The organism is Janthinobacterium sp. PSPC3-1, from assembly GCF_049896105.1.
In the GTDB taxonomy this organism is placed as follows: domain Bacteria; phylum Pseudomonadota; class Gammaproteobacteria; order Burkholderiales; family Burkholderiaceae_D; genus Janthinobacterium.
The window spans coordinates 128381-155101 of record NZ_JAFCTQ010000009.1 but is presented as its reverse complement, the minus strand read 5'-3'; the positions used below and the strand labels follow the sequence as shown (position 1 = coordinate 155101).

Here is a 26721-nt window from a genome sequence, read left to right as displayed (position 1 = left end):
CCTCCTTGGGGTTTTTATGGTGTCATTACATCGGTTTTTCGCCGCGCGGTCTGTCACGCGGGTCAAACATTTTTGTTGCGGTTAAAAATACATCCGGCTGGGCCGCCATGCATTCCAGCCGTTCGGCGGCGATGCGCCGCGTGTTGGCCGCCAGCGAGCTTGAGTCAAGGCCCGGGCCAGGCGACTGTGATGCCGGCAACAGCAGCCGCTCCAGCACCACGTCGCCCAGCGCCTTCTTGAAATGCCCGGCTTCCCAATACCACTGCGTGACGGCGCCGCGCTCGCCGGCAGCGGGAATACGCTCGCAGTTGTACGGGCCAAAGCCGCTGAAATCGTGCAGGGAAATCGAGGCGCCGGGGTGGCTGGCCTTGATGGCGGCAATCTCGCGCACCAGCTGCGCCTTCCACTGTTCGAACAGCGGCCACAGGCCGGCCGCTTCCAGCATCGCCAGCCACTGCGCGTGATACGGATAGATCACCAGCTTGATCTGCGCGTCAGTGGTGGACGCCTGCACCAGCAAGGTCCGCAATAGCCGGAAATCGGCCGTGTCCAGCGCGGTGGTGGATTTTCTTTTCAGGCTGGCGGCATTTTCACGCGCACGCTGGGTGAACATCTTGTGATAGCCGTCGTTGCGCACATGCGCGCCATAGTCGCGCAAGGGGTTGAAACCGTCGGCTGACAAGATCGCCGCTTCCGCATCATCCTGTATGCGCAAGGTGTTGAGCGCATCCTTGACGGAAGCGAGCGAAAACAGCGCGTCGAATTGCCAGTAAGTTAAGCCGACCGGTTTTGCGGCGCTGCGAGCCGGTGATTTCAACGCCAGAAAATCCATGAATTCGACAGCGAGTATCACGGTCGCCGGCTTGACGCCGGCGGCCAGCAATTGCGTCAGCTGGTACGCCGAGGTGCCCAGGCCCGTACCCGGTATGGCCAGGTTGTACACCGTGCCATGCGCCGCCGCAAACGCCGGCGCGGCCGGATCGAAGCCGATTTCGGCGCGCGAGTTACCGAGTATCAGCACCTGCGGCCGCAGGCGCAGCGCGTGGGCCTGCTTGATCTGCACCTGGTAGCGAGTCAAGCCCGGCTTGACGGCATTGAAGCCGGGGCGATCGACCACCTTGTACAGGCCATACGGGTCGACGATCACCACCAGCGCGATGGCGGCCAATACGCCGAGGATCAAGCAGGCGCACAAGGCCAGCAGAAAGCGTGGATAGTCGCGGGAGCTCGTTTTCATTGCCGCTCCCTAGAATTGAAAATACAGGAATTCGGCGGGGCGGTTCAAGGACAGCATGCTGGCCAGCGCCAGGCAGGCGATCGCCGCCGCCCAGCGGCGCGTCGGCTGCCAGACCAGATAACTGCCGACAGGTTTGGCATCGAGCGCGGGCGCCACCAGGCGCATGATCTGCTGGGTATTCGGACAGGCAAACGCCAGCAGCGCGGCCAGGCAGATCCAGCGCCAGCCGTCGATAAAGGCGCTGCCGCCGCCGAGATAAAACGAGACGTTCATGGCCGCCAGAAGCGGCTGCACGGGTAGCAGAAACCGGGCCAGCGCATCGGGCAAGGCGACGCCATTGCCGCCATACAGGCCATCGACGATGGCCAGCGCGCTGGCCAGGTCGGGCGCGCGAAAGAAGACCCAGGCGGTGCAGACGGCCACAAAGGTCAGCGCGGTGGAGAAAATCCTCCAGGCGGCCGATGTCGTGGAAAAACGCAGGCGAGCGGCCAGCGGACCCCATGCGCCATGGACGCCCAGGAACACGCCGTGCAGGGCACCCCAGACCAGGAAATTCCAGCCGGCGCCATGCCATAGTCCGCCCAGCACCATGGTGATCATCAGGTTCAGGTAGCGGCGCGCACCGCCATGGCGGTTGCCGCCCAGCGGAATATACAGATAATCGCGCAGGAAGCGCGACAAAGTCATGTGCCAGCGGCGCCAGAATTCGGCGATATTGGCCGCCTTGTAGGGCGAATCGAAATTCAGGGGCAGCTTGACGCCGAACAGGCGCGACAGGCCGATGGCCATGTCGGAATAGCCGGAAAAATCGAAATACAGCTGAAACGCATACGCCAGCACGCCGCTCCAGGCGAGCAACAGCGACGGCTCGCCGGCCTGGTTGAACAGCGCGCCGGCAAACGGCGCCAGGTTATCGGCAATCAGCACTTTCTTGGCCAGGCCGATAAAGAAAATACTGGCGCCGGCGGCGATGTTTTCCTGCGATAGCCGAAAAATGCCGCGGTCGGCGAACTGCGGCATCATCTCCTTGTGATGCAGCACCGGGCCGGCGATCAGGTGCGGGAAATAGGTGACGAACAGCAGGTAGTGGACAAAGCGCCGCTCCCGCACTTGTCCCCGGTACGTATCGACCAGGAAGGCAATCTGGGTAAAGGTGAAGAACGAGATACCGACCGGCAGGATCACGTGCAGCGCCGGCAGTGGCCGGGCCAGCAGTTCCGCGATGCTGGCGACAAAAAAGCCCGCATATTTGTAGTAGCCGAGCAGCGCCAGGTTGGCGGCGATGGCGGCAATCAGCAGCGTCTTGCGGCGCTTGGCCGGCCCGCTGGCCAGCACGGTGGAACAGCCGTAATTGACGCAGATGGAGGCGAGCAGCAGCGGCACATAGCGCAGGTCCCACCAGCCATAGAAAAACAGCGAAGCGGCGGCCAGCCAGGCCGCCCCCATGACAGGGCTGCGCCGGCCCAGCAGAAAAAAGCCGGCGAGCGTGACGGGCAAAAAGCCCAGCAGGAAAATCCAGGAATTAAATAGCATGGGGGCCCCAGGAAGGATGAAAATACACGGACTCGATGGATAAAGCCATGCCATTTTCCTTCGCTGCCGAGCTTGCGATCCTGCAAAAAATCAAGCCTGCCGTCTTTCCTCTTTACCCTGGCACGCGCACAAAACCCTCCATCAGCACGCGCGCGCTGCGGCTCATGATGGCCTTGGTGACGCTCCAGTCACCGTCGACCTGTTGCGCCTCGGCGCCCACCATCAGGGTGCCGGACGGGTGGCCGAAACGCACGCTGGTCTTTTCTCCGCCACCGGCCGCCAGGTTGACCAGGGTGCCCGGAATCGCCGCCGCCGTGCCGATGGCCACCGCCGCCGTGCCCATCATCGCGTGATGCAGCTTGCCCATCGACATGGCGCGCACCAGCAGGTCGATATCCTGCGCTGCTACCCGCTTGCCGCTCGACGACACATAGCTGGCGGGTCTGGCGACAAACGCCACCTTCGGCGTATGCTGGCGCCTGGCCGCTTCGTCCAGGTGGCTGATCAGCCCCATGCGCAGGGCGCCGTGGGCACGGATGGTTTCCAAGCGCGCCAGGGCGGCCGGGTCGCTATTGATCGCCTCCTGCAGTTCGGTGCCGGCATAACCGATGGCGCCGGCGTCGACAAAGATGGTCGGGATGCCGGCGTTGATCATCGTGACGCGCAAGGTGCCGATGCCGGGTACGTCGAGGTCATCGACGAGGTGGCCAGTAGGAAACATGGCGCCGCCGCCGCCCTCTTCTTCGGCCGCCGGATCGAGAAACTCGAGTTTTACCTCGGCGGCCGGAAAGGTCACGCCATCGAGTTCGAAGTCGCCCGTTTCCTGCACTGTGCCATTCGTCACGGGCACGTGGGCGATAATGGTCTTGCCGATATTGGCCTGCCACACGCGCACGACCGCCACGCCGTTATGCGGGATGCGCACCGCATCGACCAGGCCATTGGCGATCGCGAACGAACCGACGGCCGCCGACAGGTTGCCGCAGTTGCCGCTCCAGTCGACAAACGGCTTGTCTATCGAGACCTGGCCAAACAGGTAATCGACATCGTGATCTGGCCGCTCGCTTTTCGACAGGATCACCGTCTTGCTGGTGCTCGACGTGGCGCCGCCCATGCCGTCGATCTGCTTGCCATACGGGTCGGGACTGCCGATCACGCGCAGCAGCAAGGCGTCGCGCGCCGCGCCCGGCACCTGGGCATCGGCGGGCAGGTCCTGCAGGCGGAAGAACACGCCTTTGCTGGTGCCGCCACGCATATAGGTGGCGGGGATTCTGATTTGGGGTTTGTGAGTCATATTATTTCCAGGTAGGTCGGATTAGCGCGGCAACGCCGCGTGTAATCCGACAACATTGTTGACGCTGCCGGTGTTGTCGGATTACGCCGCTTCGCCGCTAATCCGACCTACGGAAGACTCCAGGAAATCCTGCGCAAACCGCTGCAAGACGCCACCGGCCTCATAGATCGACACCTCTTCCGCCGTATCGAGGCGGCAGGTGACCGGCACTTCCTCGGTGTCGCCATTGGCGCGGTGGATCAGCAGGGTCAACATCGAGCGCGGCGTGCGCTCGCCCACCACGTCGTAGGTTTCGCTGCCGTCCAGGCCCAGGGTCTTGCGCGTGACGCCTGTCAAAAACTCCAGCGGCAGCACGCCCATGCCGACCAGGTTGGTGCGGTGGATGCGCTCGAAACCTTCGGCGACAATCGCTTCCACGCCGGCCAGGCGCACGCCTTTGGCGGCCCAGTCGCGCGAGGAACCCTGGCCATAGTCGGCGCCGGCGATAATGATCAAGGGCTGCTTGCGCTCCATATATATCTCGATCGCTTCCCACATGCGCGAAATGGTGCCGTCCGGCTCGATACGCGTGAGGGACCCGGCTTTCACCTTGCCGTCTTCGATCACCATCTCGTTTTTCAGGGTCGGATTGGCAAAGGTGGCGCGCTGCGCCGTCAAATGGTCGCCGCGGTGGGTGGCGTAGGAGTTAAAGTCTTCCTCGGGCAGGCCCATTTTCGCCAGGTATTCGCCGGCCGCGCTATCGAGCATGATGGCGTTCGACGGCGACAGATGGTCGGTGGTGATATTGTCGCCCAACACGGCCAGCGGACGCATGCCTTTCAAGGGGCGTGCGCCAGCCAGCGCGCCTTCCCAGTACGGCGGGCGGCGAATATACGTGGTCTGCGGACGCCAGTCGTACAGCGGGCTGACCTTGATGCCATCATCCACCTGCTTGGCGAACATCGGGATATACACCTTGCGGAACTGCTCCGGCTTGACGCTGGCCGCCACAATCGCGTCGATCTCCTCGTCCGATGGCCAGATGTCGTTGAGCAGAATCGGCTGGCCATCGGGGCCATGGCCCAGCACGTCTTTTTCGATATCGAAGCGGATGGTGCCGGCGATCGCGTAGGCCACCACCAGCGGCGGCGAGGCGAGGAACGCCTGTTTCGCGTACGGGTGGATGCGGCCGTCGAAGTTGCGGTTGCCGGACAACACGGCCGTGGCGTACAGGTCGCGCGCCACCACTTCTTCCTGGATCACCGGGTCGAGCGCGCCCGACATGCCGTTGCACGAGGTGCAGGCAAACGCCACCACGCCAAAGCCCAGTTGTTCCAGTTCGTCCATCAGCCCTGCTTCCCGCAGGTACAGTTCCACCGTTTTCGAGCCCGGCGCCAGCGACGATTTGACCCAAGGTTTGCGCAGCAAACCGAGGCGATTGGCGTTGCGGGCGATCAGGCCGGCGGCGATCATGTTGCGCGGATTATTGGTGTTGGTGCAGCTGGTGATCGCCGCGATAATCACGGCGCCGTCCGGCATCTTGCCCGGCTCATTTTCCACCACGCCCGAGATGCCGCGCGCGGCCAACTCTGAAGTTGGCACGCGGTTGTGCGGGTTCGACGGGCCGGCGATATTGCGCACCACCGACGACAGGTCGAAGCTCAGCACGCGCTCATATTCGGCGTCCACCAGGCTGTCGGCCCACAGGCCGGTTTCTTTCGCATAGGTTTCCACCAGCGCCACCTGCGCGTCTTCGCGGCCGGTCAGCTTCAGATACTTGATGGTCTGTTCGTCGATATAGAACATGGCGGCGGTGGCGCCAAATTCCGGCGCCATATTGGAAATGGTCGCGCGGTCGCCAAGGGTCAGGTGCGAGGCGCCTTCGCCATAGAATTCCAGATACGACGAGACCACTTTCTGCTTGCGCAAAAATTCCGTCAGCGCCAGCACGGTATCGGTGGCGGTAATGCCCGGCTGCGGCTTGCCGGTCAGCTTGACGCCGATAATGTCCGGCAGGCGCATCCACGAAGCGCGGCCCAGCATCACGCTTTCCGCTTCCAGGCCGCCGACGCCGATGGCAATCACGCCCAGGGCGTCGACCATGGGGGTGTGCGAATCGGTGCCGACCAGGGTGTCCGGATAGGCCACGCCGTCCTGCACCTGGATCACGGGCGACATGCGCTCGAGGTTGATCTGGTGCAGGATGCCGTTACCGGGCGGGATCACGTCGACATTCTTGAACGCCTTCTTGGTCCAGTCGATAAAGTCGAAACGGTCTTCGTTGCGGCGGTCTTCGATGGCGCGGTTCTTGGCAAAGGCGTCGGGGTCGAAACCGCCGCATTCGACGGCCAGCGAATGGTCGACCACCAGCTGGGTCGGTACCACGGGGTTGACCAGGGCCGGATCGCCGCCCTGGGCCGCGATGGCGTCGCGCAGGCCGGCCAGGTCGACCAGGGCCGTCTGGCCCAGGATGTCATGGCAGACCACGCGCGCAGGAAACCACGGAAAATCCAGGTCGCGGCGGCGTTCGATAAACTGGCGCAGCGAGGCGTTCAAAGTCTCGGGGTCGCAGCGGCGCACCAGGTTTTCGGCCAGCACGCGCGAGGTGTACGGCAAGGTGGCATACGCGCCGGGTTGAATCGCGTCGACGGCGGCGCGCGTATCGAAGAAATCGAGCTGGGTGCCCGGCAAATTCTTGCGGTGCAAGGTATTCATCGTGATGCTCATTATTTGCGGTCCTTGATCGGCACGAACTGCAAGTCTTCCGGACCCACGTAGTTGGCGCTGGGACGGATGATCTTGTTGTCGATGCGCTGTTCGATGATATGGGCGGCCCAGCCCGAGGTGCGCGAGATGACGAACAGCGGCGTGAACATCGCCGTCGGCACGCCCATCATGTGGTACGACACGGCCGAGAACCAGTCCAGGTTGGGGAACATGCTCTTGATCTCCCACATCACCGTTTCCAGGCGTTCGGCGATATCGAACATCTTGGTCGAACCCGCTTCCTGAGACAGCGAGCGGGCCACTTCCTTGATGACCACGTTGCGCGGGTCGGAAATCGTGTAGACGGGATGGCCGAAGCCGATCACCACTTCCTTGTTGGCGACACGCTCGCGGATGTCCGCTTCGGCTTCGTCGGCGTTGTCGTAGCGTTTTTGAATGTCGAGCGCCACTTCATTGGCGCCGCCGTGTTTCGGGCCGCGCAGCGCGCCGATGGCGCCGGTGATGGCCGAGTGGATGTCCGAACCCGTGCCGGCGATCACGCGGCTGGTAAAGGTGGAGGCATTGAACTCGTGTTCCGCATACAGGATCAGCGAGGTGTGCATGGCTTTTTCCCACGACGCCGACGGCTTTTCGCCATGCAGCAGGTGCAGGAAATGGCCGCCGATCGAGTCGTCGTCGGTTTCCACTTCGATGCGCTTGCCGTTATGGCTGTAGTGGTACCAGTACAGCAGCATCGAGCCGAACGAGGCCATCAGGCGGTCGGCGATATCGCGCGCGCGCGGTGCGTTATGGTCGTCCTTTTCCGGCAGGGTGCAACCCAGCACCGACACGCCGGTGCGCATCACGTCCATCGGATGGGCGGCGGCCGGCAGCGCTTCCAGTGCCGCTTTCACGGCGGACGGCAAGCCGCGCAGGGATTTCAGCTTGGCCTTGTAGCCTTTCAGTTCGGCCGTGGTCGGCAGCTTGCCGTGCACCAGCAGGAAGGCGATTTCTTCGAACTCGCAGCTGTCGGCCACGTCCAGGATGTCATAGCCGCGGTAGTGCAAATCGTTGCCGGTCTTGCCGACCGAGCACAGGGCAGTATTGCCGGCGGTAACGCCAGACAGGGCGACGGATTTTTTAGGCTTGAAAGTGGTGGCTTGTGGTGCGGTCATTGTCTTCTCCGGATAATAATTATTTGGTTTTCTGCGCTGCAAAGAGGGCATCGAGCTTCTGTTCGAAGTCGTGGTAATTGATCGATTCATACAGCTCCATGCGCGTCTGCATGGTGTCCAGCACATTCTGTTGCGTGCCGTCGCGGCGCAGTGCCGTGTAGACGTTTTCGGCCGCCTTGTTCATGGCGCGGAAGGCCGACAGCGGATACAGCACCAGGCCGACATCGGCGCCGCGCAGCTGGTCCACCGTGAACAGGGGCGTGGCGCCGAATTCGGTGATATTGGCCAGCACCGGCACCTTCACGGCATTGGCAAACGTGGTGTACATCGACAGATCCGTGATCGCTTCCGGGAAGATCATGTCGGCGCCCGCCTCGACGCAGGCCACCGCGCGTTCCAGCGCCGCTTCCAGGCCATCGACGGCCAGCGCATCGGTGCGCGCCATGATGACGAAGTTCGGGTCGGTGCGCGCGTCGACGGCCGCCTTGATGCGGTCGACCATTTCTTCCTTGCTGACGATTTCCTTGCCCGGGCGATGACCGCAGCGCTTGGCGCCCACCTGGTCTTCGATATGCAGGGCGGCCGCGCCGGCCTTGATCATTGATTTGACGGTGCGCGCCACATTGAAGGCGGACGAACCGAAACCCGTGTCGGCGTCGACCAGCAGCGGCAGGTCGCACACGTCGGTGATGCGGCGGATATCGGTCAGCACATCGTCGAGGTTGGAAATGCCCAGGTCCGGCAGGCCCAAAGACCCCGCCGCGACGCCGCCACCGGACAGGTAGATGGCCTTGAAGCCGGCGCGCTTGGCCAGCAAGGCGTGATTGGCATTAATCGTACCGACCACCTGCAACGGGGATTCTTCCTGGACGGCCTTGCGGAACGCGGCACCTGCGGAGTAAAGACTCATGTGTTCACCTTATGGGTTCGAATGTTTCATGGACCTGCTATGAACATGGATATTGCAAGTGCCGTGCCAGCGCACTGCCGTACGGTTGCAGATGGCCTTCGCCAGAGAGAAAACGACCGTATTGCGGTGCCTTGCGGGTAGTATGAGGGGATGGATGATGGAACAGCGAGGATGAAAGCCGTTCATCATGACGTTTCATTTTGTTTCAGCATTTCACAATGAAACAATTATTGAAACATCGATGAAACGTGGACGAAAGCAATGGCGTCAAGGAAAGCAGCTGGCGGGCGCCAGCTGCATGGAATGGCGATGCGTGGCTGGCCTCAGGCGAGGCGCACCAGCGGATTGGCGATGATATTGTCGATCTGGCGTACGGCTTCTTCGCAGGCGGCGGCAATCGCGCCGTCTTCGTCGTCACGCACGAACTGCATGGTCGAGCCTTCGAACACTTCCAGGCCTTCGACCGTGGCGCGTTCGATATCGCAACTCGCCGACCATTTGCCATCGCTGGTCGGCACGGCCAGGGGAACGATTTCCCAGCCTTTGTAGTGAATCTTGGAACTGCTGTTCATGGGCTACCTCCTTGCGCAATAAAGGAAATCGTAGCATGAAGCGCCGTGCGCCGCGATCAGTTTCGGCGGCGCCGCGCATTCACACTAAACGATTTACGGTGGATCAAATCGGGGCGTCATGGACGCAGCAGATTGTCCACTTCCGTCTTGGCTACTTCCAGGCCGGCCACTCGGGCGGTCTCGGGCGTGGCATAGCCGCCCAGGGTGCGGCTGCGCTCGATGTCCTTGGCGTCGCCTTCGGCGCCAGCTTCGCGCTGCAGGCGGTAGGTGAAATCCCACAGGTCGTCATTATCCTTTTGCGGCGTCACGGAGATCGTGAAACCGCGGTACTGTTCGCTACGTGCAGTGGTATCGTTCATGGACTTCCTCCTTGTGGCAATGAGATTAGCACGAAGCAAGTTCAGACGCGCGCACCTTGCAACGGCAAGCCCCTGGCGATATGCGTTTTTTACATATCAAATCGCGATTCGAGATATTTTTCAAGCGATCACGGCGATATAATAAGCATCCCTGCCAGCACCACGCCACCATGATGACGCCCCAAATACACGCTTTCTTCGACCCCGCCACCGCCACCGTCACCTATGTGGTGTACGAAGGCGAAGGCGGCGCCTGCGCCGTGATCGATTCCGTGCTCGACTACGATCCGAAGGCGGGCCGCACGGCCACTACCTCGGCCGACAAGGTGATCGCCTTTGTACGCGAACATGGCTTGCAGTGCCGCTGGCTGCTGGAAACCCATGCCCATGCCGACCACCTGTCGGCCGCGCCCTACCTGCAGCGGCAGCTGGGCGGCGAAGTGGCCATCGGCGCGGCGATCCAGGCGGTGCAGCAGGCGTTTGCCGACATCTATCACCAGCATGGCGCAACAAGCGACGGCTCGCAATTCGACCAGCTGTTCGCGCCCGACCAGGTGTTTCATATCGGCGCGCTCGAGGTGCGCGCGCTGCACGTGCCGGGCCACACGCCGGCCGACCTGGCCTACCAGATCGGCGACGCCGTGTTTGTCGGCGACACCCTGTTCATGCCCGACGTCGGTTCGGCCCGCTGTGATTTTCCCGGTGGCTCGGCCGCCCTGCTGTACCGCTCGGCCCAGCGCCTGCTGGCGCTGCCGCCGGCAACCCGCCTCTTCATGTGCCACGACTACCCGCCGGCCGGCCGCGAGCCGCGCTGGGAAACCACGGTGGCCGCACAGCGCGCCGCCAATATCCACCTGCGCGACGGCATCACCGAAGACCAGTTCGTGGCCCTGCGCACGGGCCGTGACGCCACCTTGGAGATGCCGACCCTGATACTGCCGGCGATCCAGGTCAATATCAACGCGGGCAAGCTGCCCGAGCCCGAGGAAAACGGCGTGCGCTATCTGAAAATACCGCTGAACGCGTTGTAGCAAACACCCGTTTCAAGGCGCCACAACCGAACGATATGACTACATCGCATGGTGTTTTCATGCCAATGAGAGCGCTATACTTCGTCAAATGTCTACATAACGAGGCAGCAAGTCCTGATCGACCAGACGAATTTCAATGGCATTGGCGATCTTCACGTGCTCAGGATTCTCATCATTGAAAGCTTCGTCGGTGACACTGACGATGATGGTGCCGATCTGCTTGTCTTTACCTTGCTCGCCCGTCGCCATGACGGGTACCAGGGCGCGGGCTTCCGGGACTTGCTGGGCCGTCAGTATACGCGGCAGGTACAACATCCAGCCAACACCTGGACGATCCTTGAAGACTTGTTTTTTAAAATATTGATTACGTGCTACCGTGATCAATACCGGCCGAAGGGATCCCGCTATAATGGACAGCATCTCTTTTACTCCATCAATACCAAGCCGTTTCGCGCCGACGCCTTGATCGCTGATTTCCAGACTCCTAGAGGGCCACTCACTGTCGCTGAACCCAAGCGCAATACTCGCGCCCTCGCCTTCTCCGAGTTCGCCATTCCAAGCACTGAGATATCGAAATTTCTCACCCTTAAACTCGGCCTCGAGTACGGCTTCGGCCGCAGTAGTGAGCTCTCCCGAGGCATCGAAAACAGTATATAGAAACGACTCTGCTTCTGTCTCTTTCGACAGAAACCAGTTCTTTCCAAACGCCTCAGTTTTTTGCAGGAAGCGGACAATCGTCGCGATTTTTTGGACGGAAGGTCGGAACGCAATGGATGGGTTCGCTGCATCGCGTTTGAACAAGGATTTTATTATCATAATATTATGGAATGTAATAAGTGGCAATACCCAATCCACTAAGACTGGGCAGCATGTGTTCATACGCGAGTGGCGTTTGAAAGTACCAGCTCAGCGAGGCTGGAGGGTTATCTTTGACAATATTGGACTGAGCGGTGGCCTGTTTCAATACCATGTTCTGGAAGATACTTTTTTGAAAATCGTATCTAAGTTCACCGTTTGCCTTAAAAAACTGGTCATAATCCGCTTTCGCTTCCTGTAACAAGCATAAACGGGATTGGAAGCCGTCAAAATCCCTGCCTTCAAACACCCATTCCATGCCGATCAGGAAACCAGTGATCCGGGCCTGATAATCACGCGCGGCGGGCCACCAAGGTCCTGTACGGCAAATAGCCAGGTAAGGGAAGGTGTTTCCTGCTCCAGTGCGGCGAGGTCTTCAAGAAACGAAAGCGCTGCTCCTGCCATGTCGACCAACCAGGGGCCTGCATGCGCGAGCGCAGCGTCAGGTGTGCCGGCAAACAGCGGGTAGCGCGTCGCATCCTCCGTCATGCGCGTTTGGCGGTGTGTCTGATACTGGACACCGTCGACCAGTGCGTATAAGTGTACAGTGCCGGGTGATGTTGCCGAAGTTGCTTCAGGCGTTCCAGGACGTCAATCAATATTGTTACTCCCTGATAACGGTGGTCGCGCCAGCGGCGGCAGCGGACATCAAGCATTCGAGGCAAATGCCGGAGTCGGTATTTGCGGCGATCTTGCCGGCAGCTTCCATCACGTCGTTGTCGTCGACATCAGCTGGGTCGCCCACGCTGGACTGGTCCAACCAGATCGTCGTGAACTGTCCGGATATAAGCCTGGCGCCGCAGGCGGTCGTGTCCAGATGCCGGGCTTAACCCTTGCCTGATCCGTCGACCAGGTCGGCGGCGGCAGAGTTGATCGGGAATGTCCCCTTGCATTTAGGACATACAGTCATGTCGCCCATCCTGGCCACATACTTGCCGTTGATATCGACTGTCATGTCAGCGCTGATCACGGTGCCACCATGATCGGTCTTGTCGCCAAGTATGATGAGTGGACGAGCCATTTGATGCTCCTGAGTATTGGAAAACCACGGGCTTAGTTACAGTACAAATCGCAACCCTGACACGCGCTTAGTTAATAAATCGTAACATGTTCATCCTGGGGGCCGCGCCCTGCAGGTGCGGCATCGGCTACGCCAATCCCATGAGCAAGCCGGCGCTGACATGGCCGCCAGCCAAGGTTCTCCCCATCGCTCACGACAAGCCATAGTTCCACGCACGCGGCTGGAACCATGCTTACCTTGCCTGGTGGGGCATCCGCCCTGACACGGCGGACAATCTCCAGGGGGCTCTCAACAAGCAGCTGCCGCTTACTCCTGCTCGGGCGCCCTGCCGATCTCGCCATCCAGATTGGCCAGGTACCAGGCCAGCGACGACATGAGCGCCACATTGCGCTTCAGGTTGTCCGGATCGACCTTGTCGAGGGTATCGGCCGGCGTGTGGTGGTAGTGAAAATAGCTGTGGCTGTCGACCAGCGGCTCGAAGCTGGGCACGCCGCCCTTTTCCAGGCGGTGCAGGTCGCCCGTGCCCAGCGCATCGCGGCGGGTAAAGGCGTGGGCGCCGATCTGCTGCAGGGCGGCGCGCAAGGGCGCAAACAGTTTTTCCGATTTCGGGCCGACGCTGGCCAGGATGCCGAACGGGCGGCCGGCGCCGCTGTCCATTTCGATGGCGGCGTATTGCTTGGCCAGCGCCTGCTTGTTCGCCTCGAAATAGGCCTGGCCGCCACGGCCGCCGTTTTCCTCGTTCATCCAGGCGATCACGCGGATGGTGCGGCGCGGTCGGTAGTCAAGTTTTTTCAGGGTCTCGATCACGCCCATCGCGGCCACCACGCCGGCGCCATCGTCATGCGCGCCGGTGGCCAGGTCCCAGGAATCGAGGTGGCCGGACACGATCACCACTTCGCCGGCCTTGTCGGTGCCCGGCCAGTCGGCGATCACGTTATAGCTGTCGGCCTCGGGCAGGTTTTGCGGCGTCAGCGTCAAATGCATTTTCATCGGCCCGCGCGCGGCCAGGCGCTTGATCAGCAGCGCGTCTTCCACCGTCACGGCGGCGGCCGGGATGCGCTTGCCGTCTTCCAGGCCGGTCGCGCCGGCGTGGGGAATGCGGAAATCGGCGCCGCCGATCGAACGCACCAGCGCGGCGGCGGCGCCCAGTTCGGCCGCCGCTTTCGGGCCGCCGAAGCGGAAACGCGAACCCTGGCCGTAGGTGACGCCGGCCAGGCCGCGTTCCGCCATTTCCTGGTCGAATGCGGTGTCGATCAGCACGATGGCGCCCTTCACTTCGGCCGCGCGCGCCTTGAGTTCCTCGAAGCTGCTGACGATGATCAGCGGCGCCGTCAGGCCGGCGGCCGGCGTCGCGCCCGAACCGCCCAGGGCGGTCAGCACCACGCGCTGCGAGACGCCGTTCGGACGGCCCGCATAATCGACGATTTCCGCCGTTTCCACGCCGCGCACCCAGTGCGGCACCTTGACCGGCTGCAAAGTGACGGTGGCGCCCAGGCCGCGCAGGGTGGCGGCCACCTGCTCGACGGCGGCGGCGGCGCCGGCCGAACCGGACAGGCGCGGGCCGATCAGGTCGGTCATATCGGCCAGGCGCGCATACGCCCAGTCGCTGTGCAGCGCGGTGTCGCGCACTTGCGCCAGCGCGGCCGGATCATTGCCCGGCGCGGCGGCCAGCGCACCGGCACTGACGACGCTGCCCAGCAGCACGGAAACAAGGGAACGGTGAAATTGTACGGAAGGCATGCGAGTCCTGTGAAAGTGGATGGGGCCGGCGCACCGCGCATGAACCACGGGGTGCAGCCCGGCACGATAGCGTATTTGATCTTTGTTTGCAGCAACTTTGACACCCGGCGATTGCCGGGCGCGGCCGCTATCGCTTACCATGGGGCCTGCCTTGCTACGGGAAATATCATGATCAAAGGAACACTGTGCAGCTTGCGCCACCTGCAGGCCGCCGACCTGGCCACCTATATCGCGCTGGTCAACGACCTGCCCTCGCGCGGCGCATTCTTTTCGCCGCAACTCAAGTCGCCCGAGGCGATCCGGCGCGACTTCATGCAAACCGGCTTCGTCACCGAAGACAGCGAGCTGTTCATCATTGAAGACCAGCACCAGGCCATGATCGGCACGATTACCCATTTCAAGAGCCGCACCCCAAGCAGCCGCGAGATCGGCTACCGCCTGTTCGACCCGCAGCGCAACGGGCGCGGCTATACCAGCGAGGCAACCCAGCTGCTGGTCGACTACCTGTTCAAGGCCTACCCGTATCACCGGCTGGAGCTGCTGATGGATCCGCTCAATACCGGTTCCGAGCGGATTGCGCAAAAATGCGGTTTTACGCAGGAAGGCGTGCTGCGCCAGGCCTTCTTCATCAACGGCGTGATGCGCGACGTCAAGATGTATGGCCTGCTGCGGCCCGAGTGGCAAGCGGCCCGGAGTACGCCCGGCTGACTTGTTACGGTCCGGTTCGGATTGTAATAAGTTGTATTAGACATGGATCAAGTTTTGTGCGGCCGCTATAGTTCATTCATGCAGATCACTGTGATCTCGCCGGATTGGAAGGAAATGCCATGTTGAACAAGAAACTCCTGGGTGCGGTAATGGTAGCGGCTGTAGCTGTCTCATCGGCAGCAACGGCCGCCGGTGACCGCGACTTCAATACCGTTGCCGGCGCCGTCGTCGGAGCGGCGATCGGCAACAACACTGGCGGCACCAACGGCGCGATCGTTGGCGGCGTGATCGGTGCCGCCGTCGGCAACAGCCTGCGCACGGGCGACCGTGGCTATGATCGCGGCTACAACCGCGGTTATGACCGCGGCTACCGCGGCACGTACTACCAGAGCCCGCCGCCCGTGTACTACCAGCCTGCGCCGCGCCCCGTGTATTACGCGCCGCCACCGCGCTACTACGGCCCGCCACCGGTCGTGTACGTACAGCCGGGCCGTGGCTACTACCGCGATCACGACCGCTGGGATGACCGCCGTGGCTACCGCGACGACCGTGGTGACCGTGGCCATGGCTGGGGACATCGCCGCTAAGCGCATCCGCGCCTGAACACAACCTGCGCCAGCAACGCTGCCGCAGGTTTTTTTACATTTATTTATACAGACGCAAGGTATCGTCCTTCGGCAAGATCAGCTAAGCTGTATTAATTATCAACATCGATACCCACCAGGGCCGCCATCACCGATGCACTTTATCAAAGACGAACTCGATTTCGGCCCGGGACTGGATGCCGCCGCCGGCAGCAGCGTGGGCGCCGGCCCCATGGCGCGGCGCGAGAACCAGGACAATTTCCTGCTGATCGACGCCACCGGCCAGGCCGCCTGCCTGGTCGGGCAAACGCCCTGGCGTGGCCAGGTGGCGGGCTGGCCGGCCGGCCATGTGCGCCTGGCCGTGCTCGATGGCATGGGTGGCCATGGCCATGGCCGCGAGGCGGCCGAGGCCACGGTGCAGGGGTTGCTGGCGATGCCGGCCTGCCTGGACGCGGCCACGCTGGCGCATGAGCTGGACCAATTGCACGCGCGCCTGCAAGCGGCGTTCGATACCGGCCCCGAAGCCCGCTCGCGGCCGCCCGGCACCACCTTGACCCTGCTGGAAATTGCGCCGCAACAAGCGCCGCTGCTGTATCACGTGGGCGATTCGCGCCTGTATGAAGTGGTCGATGGCGCCGTCACGGCCCTGACCGTCGACCATGTGCCGGCCACCGTGTACGCCATGCACAGCGTGATCGGCGAGCAGCAATGGCGCGGCCGGGTGTATGGCGAACACCAGCCGCAGATTTCGCAAGCTTTTATACTAGGCAACGTCATCGTCGACCCGCAGGTGCTGGGCGCCACGCTGCATGCGCTGGACGAGGCCAACCTGCCGCCCTTTCTGTCGCACCTGGGCGACCGCCGCATGCTGCGGCTGCGCCGTGACGCCGTGTATCTGCTGGCCAGCGACGGCTTCTGGTCCTGCCAGGACCCCGCCAGCGTGCTCGCCCGCTGGCCGGCACTGTGCGCCGGCCGCACTGCGGCGCAGGCCAGCGAGGCGCTGTTCGACGATTTCCTGTCGCATCCGCCGGCAGGCATGCACAGCGACAATCTCACCTTGCTGGCGCTGCGCGTCAAGCCTTAGCCTGCTGGCGCCCAGCCGCCTGCAAGCGTCCCGGCGGCGAACCAAGTGCGCGCCAGGTGGTCTGACCAGAACCGCAACAGACCACCAGGAGACCATCATGAGCACTTCCACCTCCTCGACGCCAGCCGCTGCCTCCCCTGCCGGCGCACCCGACATGGCCGCCATCCGCCAGCGCCAGCAAGCCACCTGGGCCAGCGGCGACTTCGCCATGATCGGCGTCACCTTGCAAATCGTCGGCGAATCGCTGGCCGAAGCGGCCGATATCCGCGCCCGCGAAGACGTGATCGATATTGCCGCCGGCAATGGCAACGCTACCCTGGCGGCCGCCCGCCGCTTTGCGCGCGTCACCTCCACCGACTATGTACCGGCCCTGCTGCAACGGGGCCGCGAGCGGGCCGATGCCGAAGGCCTGCAAGTGAGCTTCCGCGTGGCCGACGCCGATGCGCTGCCGTTTCCGGACGCCAGTTTCGATGTGGCGATCTCGACTTTCGGCGTGATGTTTGCGCCCGACCACCCGCGCGCGGCGCAGGAAATGCTGCGCGTGGTGCGCGATGGCGGGCGCATCGCCATGGCCAACTGGACGCCGGAAGGCCTGGTCGGCCAATTGTTCAAGCTGATCGGCAAGCACGTGCCGCCGCCCGCGGGCCTGAAGTCGCCTGCGCTGTGGGGCACCACCGACTATCTGCAAGACCTGTTCGGCGTGGCGCCCGGGCAACTGCAGGCGCAGCGCAAGCTGTTCAATTTCCGCTACGCCAGCGCACAGCACTGGATACAGGTATTTCGCGACTACTACGGACCGGTGCACAAGGCGTTTGCCGCACTGTCGCCCGATGGCGCACGGGCGCTGGAGCAAGATCTGACCAGCTTGCTCGACAGCCTGAACATAGCAGGACCCCATTCGCTGGTGGTGCCGGCGGAGTACCTGGAAGTGGTGATCGGCAAGCGCAGGAACTGAGCATGAGCAGAGATACACTATTGCAATAAATAACTATCTTTAAATCCATAAAATATTATTTTAGGCAATGGTTTCCGGGGATACCGGGTGGAACGTTGGCCAGACTGCACATCTGCCGAAAAAACAGGCGGTGGCGCAATCATGCTTGTTGCCAAGCAAGGTCAAAAGGGCGTAAGCTCTCATGTATAACAGAGGGCGCCACGCTCCCACCCGGTCGAGTTTCCACCACATGAAAAAATGCAGCAACCCGGAGCACCCGCACTGTACGTTCTGGGTCTTGCCTGGTGAGCAGGTCTGCGCGGGCAACCACCCGCAGCCAGTCCTTGCGCCCACCAGCTATGACCTGCTGAATGCCATGCGCAACGCCCGTTCCGAGCAATCGGCGACGGCGGGCGTGCCTGCGTCCGTGGTTTCCCTGCCCCTGGCGGTGTCGCCGCCCGTCAATTCCGTCAGCATGCCTGTCATGCGCCCCGCCCTGGCTCCCGCCTTGGCTCCCGCCTTGGCGCCCGCTGTCGTCCCGGCCACGCCGGTGGCCACCCATCTGCATATCAGTGGTTTCGATCCGCGCGCGGCCGGCGGGAGGCAAACCCTGAAAATGGAATTGCGCGGTATGGACACCACATGCGCCCCGCAGCTGAGCTTGCGCCTGCGCTCGGACCTGATCGCGCGCGGCCAGGTACAGCACGACGTCGTACGCACCACGCGCGGCGACTGGCGTCCGGTGTTTGTCGAGTTTTCATCGCGCAACAAGGAACACGGGCAATACCAGATCGAAGTGGACGTGCTGAGCCACGTGGACGGTGCGGTGGCGCAGAAATGGGTGTGCACCTTTGTCATCCTGGTGCCGCGCCGCGACGCCACCCTGACCGAAATCCACCAGATTTTCCTCAGCACCCATAAAAACGTGCGCGTGATGGCCGATGACGCCTCGATCGCGCGCGTGACGGGCGGCGACGGCTGCAATCTCGACGTCACCGCGCGCAATGCCGGCATCGCCCACGTGGACTTGTCTGCGCCGCAAGGCAAGATCGACATGGGTTTTACCACCATCGCCTGGGACGAGGAACTGATCGAGGTCGACGTGCCCGCCGCCAGCGAGTGCCACCCGCACCCCAGCGTGGCGGCCTGCATCGTCAATGCCGCGCCGGAAGCGGGCGAACAGCGCCAGATCCGCCTGTTTGCGCTGGAAGAATGCATGCTGGGCCGTTTCGAGCTGGTCGATCCGGAAGCCGATGTGCTGCTCAGCCATTTCAGCATCGACGGCCAGGACAACAATGGTCTGACGCGCCGGCTTTCCGGCCGCCACGCCGTGATCCGCCGCGGCGCGCAGGGTTTTGACATCGAAGACGTGTCGCGCTATGGCGTGCTGCTCGACGGCGTGTGGCCGGGCAAGCACAAGCCCGTGGCGCTGCGCCAGGGCATGCGCATCGAACTGACGGCCAGCATCAAGGGCATCGTGGTGCTGGGCGTCTCGGCCATATTGCAGCACGGCGTGATCCTGCACCGCCTCGATCAGGGCGCCCATGCGGAATGCTTTTACCTGCTGCTGCCCGAAGCGCGCCCGGTCGTCGTGCCGGCACCGCACACCCTGGCGCCACAGGCGGCGGCGCTGCCGGTGCTGTTCCACCGCAACGGCGGCTTCTGGCACCTCGATTGCGCCAGCGGCAAGGAAACCGCGCTGGCGCCCGCCACCGCGCTCGACAAGCTCGCCGGCTTTGCCCGCCATAACCGCTTCGCCAGCGAAGCGTATCCCGAATGCTGGATTATCCGCACCGAAGGCGCCAGCCTGTGCGACAGCGCCGTGCTCACCGCCTAGCCAGACGCCTAGTTCGGCACCAGCACCAGGAAGATCAGCGCCACACCGACGATAAAGATCGCCTCCAGGCTCAGCACGATGACCGGGATCTGTATTTCGCGCGGAATTTTCATGGCGTCACCTGCCTCAGGATGGATCAGGATTCCAGCATAGCGCGTGCGCCGCGAAATGCATTATCAGCCAAATAACACTGTTTCCTGTCCAGCACGGCTGCCACGCCGGCTTAAGACGAGCTGAAGCACAGATTATTTAACAAATAATTTAGTCATCTTGTGCAAATTGCCTCGCATGACGCCCTTGCGTACTGTATATTCATCCAGCAAATCTCCCCGACGTTTTACACAGCGCGCGCAGCGTGTTTTACATTTCCTATGGCTTCAAATAAAGCGCACCATGCGACTGGCTGGGCGGCTGGCGTGATCGCCGCGGCGCTGGTCGCCCACGCTGACGCCGGCGGCCCGTACCAGGTGCTGAGCATGCTCGCATTCGTGATGGGCGCGCTGGGCGGCACCGCGCCCGACTGGCTGGAAGTGGCCTGGTGGGCGCCCACGCGCCGGCTGTGGATCACCCACCGCACCTGGACCCACTGGGGCCTGGCCTGGATCGCCCTGCTGGTCTACACCTATCTGCAACTGCCCCACCATGTGTGGGCGCCGCCCCTGTTCGGCTTTGCCGCCGGCGGCATCATGCATCTGCTGGCCGACTGGCCCAATCCGCTGGGCGTGCCGTGGATTATCCGCCGCCACTCGCTGCGCTGGTGGAAAAGCGGCCGCCACGACCTGATCGTGATCGCCGCCGCCTGGCTGGCCGCCACCATCGTGGCCGACCATGTGTTTTTCGACGGCATTCACTTGCGGCGCGCCACGGCCTTCGTGCAAGGCTGGCCGCTATGGTCGACCGACTGGATGGTCAAAGCGCTCGACACTGCCTGGCAATGGCTGCGGGAGTGGCGCCTGGGTCCCGGGAATTGACGCGGCCACCACGGCAATGGGATAATGAATGAGTATCATTCTCAATATCCAGCCTGGAGTCCGCAGTGAGCACCGTCAGCACCACCCACTTGCCGCACCTGAATACCCTGTACCGCGACCACCACGGCTGGCTGCATGGCTGGCTGCGCGGCAAGCTGGGCAATGCCGGCGACGCGGCCGACCTGGCGCAGGATACCTTTGTGCGCCTGCTGGGCAAACGCGAAGCGGGGCCGCTGCGCGAGCCGCGCGGCTACCTGGCGACGATCGCGCGCGGCCTGCTGGTCGACCGCTACCGCCGCCAGGCGCTGGAACAGGCCTACCTGGAAGCGCTGGCGCAGCAGGACCAGGCGCTGGCGATCTCGGCCGAAACCCACGCCATCATCATCGAAACCCTGCTGGCGGTCGACCGCCTGTTGGAGCGCCTGGGCACGCGCACGCGCACCATCTTCCTGCTGGCGCAGATCGAAGAGCTGAGCTATGTGGACATCGGCAAGCGCCTGGGCGTGTCCCTGCCCACCGTGAAAAAGCACCTGGTGCGCGCCTATACGGAATGCCTGGTGCTGGCGGCCGCATGACGCATGTCGCACCGACAGCACCGATCGCCCGCGCCGTGCTGGCCCAGGCCGCGCACTGGCATGTGGAACTGAGCTGCGGCGGCGCCGACCCGCAAGCGCTGGCGGCGTGGCTGGCCGAAAGCGGCGAACATGCGCGCGCCTGGGATCTGCTGCGGCAGATGGATGGCCAGATGAAATCGATACCCTCCTCCCTGGCGCTGCCGGCGCTGCAGGCCTCGCATTTGAGGCGCCGCGCGGCCGCCAAGCTGCTGGCCATGCTGGTGGCCACCGCCGGCGGCATCAAGCTGGGGCAGGTCGGCATGGAATCCAACGCCTGGCAGTCCTGGACGGCGGCGCTGCGCACGGCGCCGGGTCAGCGCCGGCGCGTGCTGCTGGCCGATGGCGGCACCCTGGAGCTCAATACCGACAGCGCGGCCGACGTCGATTACAGCGCCAAGCGACGCCTGCTGCGCCTCCATCGCGGCGAGATCATGATCGCCACCGCGCCCGATGCGCGCCCGTTCCTGGTCGACACCGTGCACGGCGTGATCCGCGCGCTGGGCACGCGCTTTGCCGTACGCTGCGATGCCGAGGCCAGCAGCGTGACCGTGTTCGAGCACGCGGTGGAAGTGCGCAGCCATGGCCATGCCGCGCCCGGCAAAAGCCGCCGCGTCGAAGCGGGCCAGCAACTGCGCTTTACCCGCCTGGGCGACGGCGGCGTGATGTTGGCGCCGCGCCACCAGGACAGCTGGACGCGCGGCATGCTGGTGGCCACCGACTGGCCTTTGTCGCGCCTGGTGGCCGAACTGGCGCGCTACCGGCGCGGCCACCTCGCTTGCGACGCCAGGGTGGCGCGGCAAAGCGTCACGGGCACCTATCGCCTCGACGATATCGACGCCGCGCTGGAAAGCCTGTGCGCGTCGCACGGCTTGCAGGTGACGTATGTGACGCGCTTCTGGGGCACGGTCGGCCCGCTTGCCGGCTGATTTTTACTTTTTTTTGTGTTTTGGGGTTGGTGTTTCGGGCCGCTGCTTCGGCTTACCAGACAAGCAGCCGATGTACGCCACCACCATCCCACCAACACAGAAAGCTCACGCATGAACCTGAACACCCCCGCCCTGCTCGCCATGAGCTGCGCCGTCTCCGCCGCCCTGATCGCCCTGCCGGCGCAGGCGCAAAGCCAGCGCGCCAGCGCCAGCTACGCGATCGCCGCCGGCCCGCTGTCGACCGCCCTGAACGACTTTGCCGTGGCCGCCAGTGTCAGCCTGTCGACCGACCCGGCGCAAACGCGCGGCCTGCAGTCGCCCGGCGTGCGCGGCGCCTACAGCGTGGCGCAAGGCTTTGCGCTGCTGCTGGCCGGCAGCGGCCTGGAAGCGGTGCAACTGCCCAACGGCGGCTATGTGCTGCGCCAGGCGGCAGCGGCGCAGGCGCAGGCCGGCGGCGAAAAGACCATGGCGCCGGTGACCATCAGCGCCAGCCTGGAACGCGACCCCGTCAGCGAACACGGTAATTCATATGCGGCGCGCGCCGTCACCGTCGGCAAGGGCGTACAGACCCTGCGCGAAATCCCGCAATCGGTCAGCGTCATCACGCGCCAGAAGATGGACGACCAGAACCTGACCACGATCGACGCCGTGCTGGCCAATACCACCGGCATCACCATGTATGACAGCCCGATGGGCGGGCGCTATGTGTATTCGCGCGGCTTCATGGTCGAAACCTACCAGTTCGACGGCGTCAACCGCGCCATGTACTACCCGCAGGCGAACAGCTTTACCAGCAATACGGCCGTGCTGGACCGGGTGGAAGTGGTGCGCGGCGCCACCGGCCTGCTGCAGGGTACGGGCTCGCCCGGCGCCGCCATCAATATGGTGCGCAAGCGCCCGCTGGCGGAAAAGCAGGTGCAGCTGGCGGTGACGGGCGGGCGCTGGAACGCGCTGCGCGGCGAAGTCGACGCCACCGGCCCCTTGAACGAATCGGGCAGCATACGCGGCCGCGTGGTGGCCGCGCATGACCAGCGCGACTATTTTTATGACGTCGGCGACAGCCGCACCGACGTGCTGTACGGCGTGCTGGAATTCGACCTGGCGCCGGACAGCAAGCTGACGGCCGGCGCCAGCCTGGAAAAACTGCGCTCCACGCCGTTCTTTTCCGGCCTGCCCCTGTACAGCAACGGCCAGGACTCGAAGCTGCCCCGCTCGACCTTTATCGGCGCCGACTGGAACCGCTGGAACAGCCGCCAGACGGCCGCCTTCGCCGAATTCGAGCACCGCTTCGACGCCGACTGGTCGCTGAAAGCCAGCGCGAATGTTACGCGCGAGCGGCATGACGTGAAATACATGTTCAACCTGGGCGCGATCAATCCGGTCACGCTGGCCGGCATGATGCGCTATGACGGCGTGTTCGACTACGGCACCACCAACAAGGGTGTCGACCTCTCGCTCGATGGCAAATTCAATGCCTTCGGCCGCCGCCACGGCTTCAGCGCCGGCGTCAACACCAACCGGCTGGAAGGCGACAGCGATTTCAGCCTGGCGATGCTGAACCAGGGCATCAATCCGCTGCAGCCCGATCATGGCGTGGAGGAGCCGAGCGACGCCTGGCTGCGCGAGCACAGCTACCGCGGCTCGCCCACCATCACCCGCATGCGCCAGACCGGCGCCTACGGCGTGGCCCGCTTCAGCGTCAGCGACCCGTTCACGGTGGTGGCCGGCGCGCGCGTCTCGAACTACAAATCGAGCAATATCAACCGCATCACGGGGGCGGCGGAAAGCGATCCGTACCAGGAAAACGGCGTCGTCACGCCCTACGGCGGCGTCCTCTATGCGTTCGACCCGCGCTGGTCCGGCTACGCCAGCGTCTCGGACATCTTCCAGCCGCAGAACTCGCGCGACGCCGCCGGCGCCCTGCTCGATCCGCTCAAGGGCCGCAACCTGGAAGCGGGCGTCAAGGGCGAACTGTTCGACGGCAAGGTCAATGCCTCGCTGGCCGTGTTCCGCATCGAGCAGCGCAACCGCGCCGAACTCGATCTGGTCAATACCTGTTCCAGCGGCACGGAATGCTATATCTCGGCCGGCAAGGTACGCAGCCAGGGCGTGGATGCGGAGATCAGCGGCGAAGTGGCGCGCGGCTGGCAGCTGTTCGCCGGCTACACGCTGAACAATTTCAAGTACCTGGACCAGACCTCGAGCGCCGGCGTGATGTTTGCCAGCACCTACTCGCCGCGCCATATGCTGCGCGTGTGGAGCGACTACCGTTTACGCGGTGCGCTGGCCGCTTGGAGCGTGGGTGGCGGTGTCAACGTCCAGACCGAGAGTTCGCGCGTCACGCAGAACATCAAGGTGGCGCAGGCCGCCTACGCGCTGTGGAGCGCGCGCGCCGCGGTCCAGATCGACCGCAACTGGACGGCATCCCTGAGCGTGACCAATTTGCTCGACAAGCGCTACTACCAGACCGTGGGCGCGCCTGCCTGGGGCAATTTCTATGGCGAGCCGCGCAAGGCTACGCTGACCTTGCGGGCGCGTTTTTAAGACCTACAGAAACTGCGGTGCCGGGCGCGCGGGCGGCTTGGGCAGCGGGATGAATTCCGTCTCGCCCGGCACCTGCCCCATGCGCTGCGCGCTCCAGTCCTCGCCCGCCTGCGCCAGGCGCTCCCTGCTCGACGAAACGAAGTTCCAGAAAATGAAACGCGGACCGTCGAGCGGCTCGCCGCCGATCACCACGAACTGCGCCGGGCCGGTGCCGGCAGTGACCACCGGGACTGCGTTCGATTCCAGCAGCGCCATGGTGTGCGGCGCCAGCGCCACGCCGTCCACCAGCACCGTGCCACTGATCGGGTAAATCGCCGCCTCCGCCGGCAAACCGTCCAGGCGCAGCTCCTGACCGGCTTGCAGCGCCACGTCCAGATACACGGTTTGCATATAGGTGCGCACCGGCGACGTCCGGCCAAAGGCGGTGCCGATCAGGACCTTTACCACCGCGCCATCGAGCGTCACCACGGGAATGTCGGCTTGCGGCGTATGGGTAAAACTCGGTTCGTCTTCCTCGTGCGCCTTGGGCAGCGCGGCCCACAGCTGCAGGCCGTGCGTGCGGTGCGGCTGGCCGGCCAGGTCGCCCGGCGTGCGTTCGGAATGGACGATGCCGCGCCCGGCCGTCATCCAGTTGATGGCGCCCGGTTCGATGCGCTGGTACGAGCCGATGCTGTCGCGATGGTCCATCGCGCCTTCGAACAGATAGGTGACGGTGGCCAGGCCGATGTGCGGATGCGGGCGCACGTCGTGGTTGGCGTCGGGCGCCACGTCGATCGGGCCGAAATGGTCGAAGAAGATAAAGGGGCCGACCGTCTGCTTGACGCTGGACGGCAGCAAGCGGCGCACCACGAAACCGCCGCCCAGGTCTTTTTCGTGGCTTTTCAGGATGGCCGCGCTCATGCCAGCACCGTCGTGATTTCGGTGGTGACGGCCGTCATCAGCTTGTGGATCGGGCACTTGGCGGCCGCGCCCAGCAATTCCTCGCGCTGCGCGTCGGAGAGGTCGCCCGTCAGGTGCAGGCTGACGGCCAGGCGGTACACGCCCTTGCGTTCTTCGCTGGCGTCGCGCTCGGTCGATACCTCCACGTTTTCCAGCGGAATACCCTTGTGCTTGGCGTACCAGACCACCGTCAGCGCCTTGCAGGCCGACAGCGCGGCGTCGTACAGGTCGTGCGGCGACGGGCCCGAATCGCCGCCGCCTTCGGCCACCGAGCCGTCGGCGGAAATGATATGGTCGCGCACGTGCACGATATGGCGCATGGGTTGCGACTGGTCACGGATGGCTTTGATGGTCATGGCGTTCCTTGCGGCGTTTGGGAAAGCCACAATTTACACCGTTTGCCCGCTTTGCGCACCCGGCCATAGTGGTAGCTGGGGGCTATTTGATGCGGAACAGCGCATCGACCGTCTGCGCCATCTTGACGGCGCTGACCATCAGCATGTCTTCGGGATTTTGCCGCTCGCGGCTGTTGGCCCGGCTGTATCGGTCGGCCGGCACCAGACCCACCGAGTTGCCCAGGTATTTCAGCTGGTCCGACGAGATGCCGGCCACCGCGCCGACGCGCTTGCCGAAGCCGCGCGCCATGGCGTCGGCGCGGCGCTGCGCATCCCTGACCGCCTCGCCCACCAGTTCTTCTTCCAGCCGCACGCGCTCGGTGAGGCCGAAGGTGACGGCGAAGGCGTCGAGGTTGGGCATGTCCAGCAAGGCGCGCATCACGACCGGCCACTTCGACAGGTCCGCCACATTGATATGCACGCTGGCCTTGACGGTGTATTGCGGATTGGCCGGGTCCTGCTCGGCGCCCTTGCGGATTTCCTTGCGCACGTCGCGCACGTCGATGCCGGCCGCCGCGTCAGGCAAGCCCTGCTCGACCAGCAAGGCCTTGATATGCGTGATGCGCGCTTGCACCTGCGTGGTGGCCGCCTCGGGCGAAGGGTCGAACACCGCCACCTCGAAATCGATCTCGCCCAGGTCGGGCGTGACGAAGCTGAAGGCGGTGCCGGTGGCGTGAATGAAGGGATAAGAAGGCAGGTCGGCCGCCACGGCGGGCAAGGAAAAGCCGCTGACGGCCAGCACACAGGTGAACCAACAAGTCTTGAACACGGCA

Annotated in this window: 27 protein-coding genes; 10 read left to right on the top strand and 17 right to left on the bottom strand. The window is 63.7% G+C overall.

What is annotated here, in order from left to right; all coding sequences use genetic code 11:
• Positions 1 to 25: 25 nt before the first annotated feature.
• The 8 genes from ACP7B7_RS12370 to ACP7B7_RS12335 all read right to left on the bottom strand — a co-directional run bounded on the left by ACP7B7_RS12370 (position 26) and on the right by ACP7B7_RS12335 (position 9765).
• Complete coding sequence (locus tag ACP7B7_RS12370; protein WP_308921767.1) at positions 26 to 1237, bottom strand: hypothetical protein; 1212 nt, start codon at positions 1235 to 1237, stop codon at positions 26 to 28.
• 9 nt (positions 1238 to 1246) lie between these two features.
• Positions 1247 to 2770, bottom strand: coding sequence for an MBOAT family O-acyltransferase (locus ACP7B7_RS12365; protein WP_426076859.1), 1524 nt, complete (start codon positions 2768 to 2770; stop codon positions 1247 to 1249).
• Positions 2771 to 2882: 112 nt separating this feature from the next.
• Entirely contained in the window at positions 2883 to 4064 is a 1182-nt protein-coding gene (prpF, locus tag ACP7B7_RS12360) for a 2-methylaconitate cis-trans isomerase PrpF (RefSeq protein WP_426076858.1), read from the bottom strand.
• A gap of 81 nt (positions 4065 to 4145) precedes the next feature.
• Positions 4146 to 6758, bottom strand: coding sequence for a Fe/S-dependent 2-methylisocitrate dehydratase AcnD (gene acnD, locus ACP7B7_RS12355; protein WP_426076895.1), 2613 nt, complete (start codon positions 6756 to 6758; stop codon positions 4146 to 4148).
• A gap of 11 nt (positions 6759 to 6769) precedes the next feature.
• The gene (gene prpC, locus ACP7B7_RS12350; protein WP_426076857.1) at positions 6770 to 7924 is read right to left on the bottom strand and encodes a bifunctional 2-methylcitrate synthase/citrate synthase; all 1155 of its coding nucleotides are present in this window, start codon (positions 7922 to 7924) and stop codon (positions 6770 to 6772) included.
• 19 nt (positions 7925 to 7943) lie between these two features.
• Positions 7944 to 8834 carry a methylisocitrate lyase gene (gene prpB, locus ACP7B7_RS12345; RefSeq protein ID WP_308921771.1) on the bottom strand — a complete coding sequence of 297 codons (891 nt, stop codon included), beginning with the start codon at positions 8832 to 8834 and terminating at the stop codon, positions 7944 to 7946.
• Between the two features lie 323 nt (positions 8835 to 9157).
• Positions 9158 to 9406, bottom strand: coding sequence for a hypothetical protein (locus ACP7B7_RS12340; RefSeq protein WP_094444960.1), 249 nt, complete (start codon positions 9404 to 9406; stop codon positions 9158 to 9160).
• A gap of 116 nt (positions 9407 to 9522) precedes the next feature.
• Positions 9523 to 9765, bottom strand: coding sequence for a hypothetical protein (locus ACP7B7_RS12335; protein WP_308921772.1), 243 nt, complete (start codon positions 9763 to 9765; stop codon positions 9523 to 9525).
• A 173-nt stretch (positions 9766 to 9938) separates the two neighbouring features.
• On the opposite strand from ACP7B7_RS12335, the gene ACP7B7_RS12330 reads away from it, so the two are divergent.
• Positions 9939 to 10796: an MBL fold metallo-hydrolase gene (locus tag ACP7B7_RS12330; protein WP_426076894.1), complete on the top strand. Its 858-nt coding sequence runs from the start codon at positions 9939 to 9941 to the stop codon at positions 10794 to 10796.
• Positions 10797 to 10880: 84 nt separating this feature from the next.
• Here the strand turns inward: ACP7B7_RS12330 and ACP7B7_RS12325 are convergent, their stop codons facing one another.
• The 6 genes from ACP7B7_RS12325 to ACP7B7_RS12300 form a co-directional block, all read right to left on the bottom strand.
• Positions 10881 to 11597 carry an immunity 52 family protein gene (locus ACP7B7_RS12325; RefSeq protein WP_426076856.1) on the bottom strand — a complete coding sequence of 239 codons (717 nt, stop codon included), beginning with the start codon at positions 11595 to 11597 and terminating at the stop codon, positions 10881 to 10883.
• Between the two features lie 19 nt (positions 11598 to 11616).
• The gene (locus tag ACP7B7_RS12320) at positions 11617 to 11910 is read right to left on the bottom strand and encodes a Tox-REase-5 domain-containing protein (protein WP_426076855.1); all 294 of its coding nucleotides are present in this window, start codon (positions 11908 to 11910) and stop codon (positions 11617 to 11619) included.
• A gap of 5 nt (positions 11911 to 11915) precedes the next feature.
• Complete coding sequence (locus tag ACP7B7_RS12315) at positions 11916 to 12182, bottom strand: DUF4123 domain-containing protein (RefSeq protein WP_426076893.1); 267 nt, start codon at positions 12180 to 12182, stop codon at positions 11916 to 11918.
• A 73-nt stretch (positions 12183 to 12255) separates the two neighbouring features.
• Positions 12256 to 12411 carry a hypothetical protein gene (locus tag ACP7B7_RS12310; RefSeq protein WP_426076854.1) on the bottom strand — a complete coding sequence of 52 codons (156 nt, stop codon included), beginning with the start codon at positions 12409 to 12411 and terminating at the stop codon, positions 12256 to 12258.
• A gap of 66 nt (positions 12412 to 12477) precedes the next feature.
• Positions 12478 to 12672 (bottom strand): PAAR domain-containing protein, encoded by a 195-nt coding sequence (locus ACP7B7_RS12305; RefSeq protein WP_426076853.1) that lies wholly within the window; start codon positions 12670 to 12672, stop codon positions 12478 to 12480.
• 306 nt (positions 12673 to 12978) lie between these two features.
• Positions 12979 to 14412 carry a M20/M25/M40 family metallo-hydrolase gene (locus ACP7B7_RS12300; protein ID WP_426076852.1) on the bottom strand — a complete coding sequence of 478 codons (1434 nt, stop codon included), beginning with the start codon at positions 14410 to 14412 and terminating at the stop codon, positions 12979 to 12981.
• Between the two features lie 168 nt (positions 14413 to 14580).
• Here ACP7B7_RS12300 and ACP7B7_RS12295 point away from each other — a divergent pair, with 168 nt between their 5' ends.
• From ACP7B7_RS12295 to ACP7B7_RS12255, 9 genes are all read left to right on the top strand, one after another.
• Positions 14581 to 15120 (top strand): GNAT family N-acetyltransferase, encoded by a 540-nt coding sequence (locus ACP7B7_RS12295; RefSeq protein ID WP_308921776.1) that lies wholly within the window; start codon positions 14581 to 14583, stop codon positions 15118 to 15120.
• Between the two features lie 119 nt (positions 15121 to 15239).
• On the top strand, positions 15240 to 15707 hold the full coding sequence (locus ACP7B7_RS12290; RefSeq protein ID WP_426076851.1) for a glycine zipper 2TM domain-containing protein: 468 nt from the start codon (positions 15240 to 15242) through the stop codon (positions 15705 to 15707).
• Positions 15708 to 15858: 151 nt separating this feature from the next.
• Positions 15859 to 16788, top strand: a complete 930-nt coding sequence (locus ACP7B7_RS12285; protein ID WP_426076850.1) for a PP2C family protein-serine/threonine phosphatase — start codon at positions 15859 to 15861, stop codon at positions 16786 to 16788.
• A gap of 97 nt (positions 16789 to 16885) precedes the next feature.
• Positions 16886 to 17743, top strand: coding sequence for a class I SAM-dependent methyltransferase (locus tag ACP7B7_RS12280; protein ID WP_426076849.1), 858 nt, complete (start codon positions 16886 to 16888; stop codon positions 17741 to 17743).
• Positions 17744 to 17972: 229 nt separating this feature from the next.
• Positions 17973 to 19559 carry an FHA domain-containing protein gene (locus ACP7B7_RS12275; protein WP_426076848.1) on the top strand — a complete coding sequence of 529 codons (1587 nt, stop codon included), beginning with the start codon at positions 17973 to 17975 and terminating at the stop codon, positions 19557 to 19559.
• A 371-nt stretch (positions 19560 to 19930) separates the two neighbouring features.
• A complete protein-coding gene (locus ACP7B7_RS12270) occupies positions 19931 to 20530 on the top strand; it encodes a metal-dependent hydrolase (protein ID WP_426076847.1) in 600 nt (199 codons plus the stop codon).
• 65 nt (positions 20531 to 20595) lie between these two features.
• Positions 20596 to 21105 carry a sigma-70 family RNA polymerase sigma factor gene (locus tag ACP7B7_RS12265; protein WP_426076846.1) on the top strand — a complete coding sequence of 170 codons (510 nt, stop codon included), beginning with the start codon at positions 20596 to 20598 and terminating at the stop codon, positions 21103 to 21105.
• Positions 21102 to 22070, top strand: coding sequence for a FecR domain-containing protein (locus tag ACP7B7_RS12260; RefSeq protein WP_426076845.1), 969 nt, complete (start codon positions 21102 to 21104; stop codon positions 22068 to 22070). Before ACP7B7_RS12265 ends, ACP7B7_RS12260 begins: the two co-directional genes overlap by 4 nt.
• Positions 22071 to 22181: 111 nt before the next feature.
• The gene (locus tag ACP7B7_RS12255; RefSeq protein ID WP_426076844.1) at positions 22182 to 24614 is read left to right on the top strand and encodes a TonB-dependent siderophore receptor; all 2433 of its coding nucleotides are present in this window, start codon (positions 22182 to 22184) and stop codon (positions 24612 to 24614) included.
• 3 nt (positions 24615 to 24617) lie between these two features.
• Here ACP7B7_RS12255 and ACP7B7_RS12250 read toward each other — a convergent pair whose 3' ends face one another.
• From ACP7B7_RS12250 to ACP7B7_RS12240, 3 genes are all read right to left on the bottom strand, one after another.
• Positions 24618 to 25514 carry a pirin family protein gene (locus tag ACP7B7_RS12250; RefSeq protein WP_426076843.1) on the bottom strand — a complete coding sequence of 299 codons (897 nt, stop codon included), beginning with the start codon at positions 25512 to 25514 and terminating at the stop codon, positions 24618 to 24620.
• A complete protein-coding gene (locus tag ACP7B7_RS12245; protein WP_308921786.1) occupies positions 25511 to 25909 on the bottom strand; it encodes an OsmC family protein in 399 nt (132 codons plus the stop codon). The genes ACP7B7_RS12250 and ACP7B7_RS12245 overlap by 4 nt, the downstream gene beginning before the upstream one ends.
• An 82-nt stretch (positions 25910 to 25991) precedes the next feature.
• On the bottom strand, positions 25992 to 26717 hold the full coding sequence (locus ACP7B7_RS12240; RefSeq protein WP_426076842.1) for an SIMPL domain-containing protein: 726 nt from the start codon (positions 26715 to 26717) through the stop codon (positions 25992 to 25994).
• Positions 26718 to 26721: the final 4 nt, after the last annotated feature.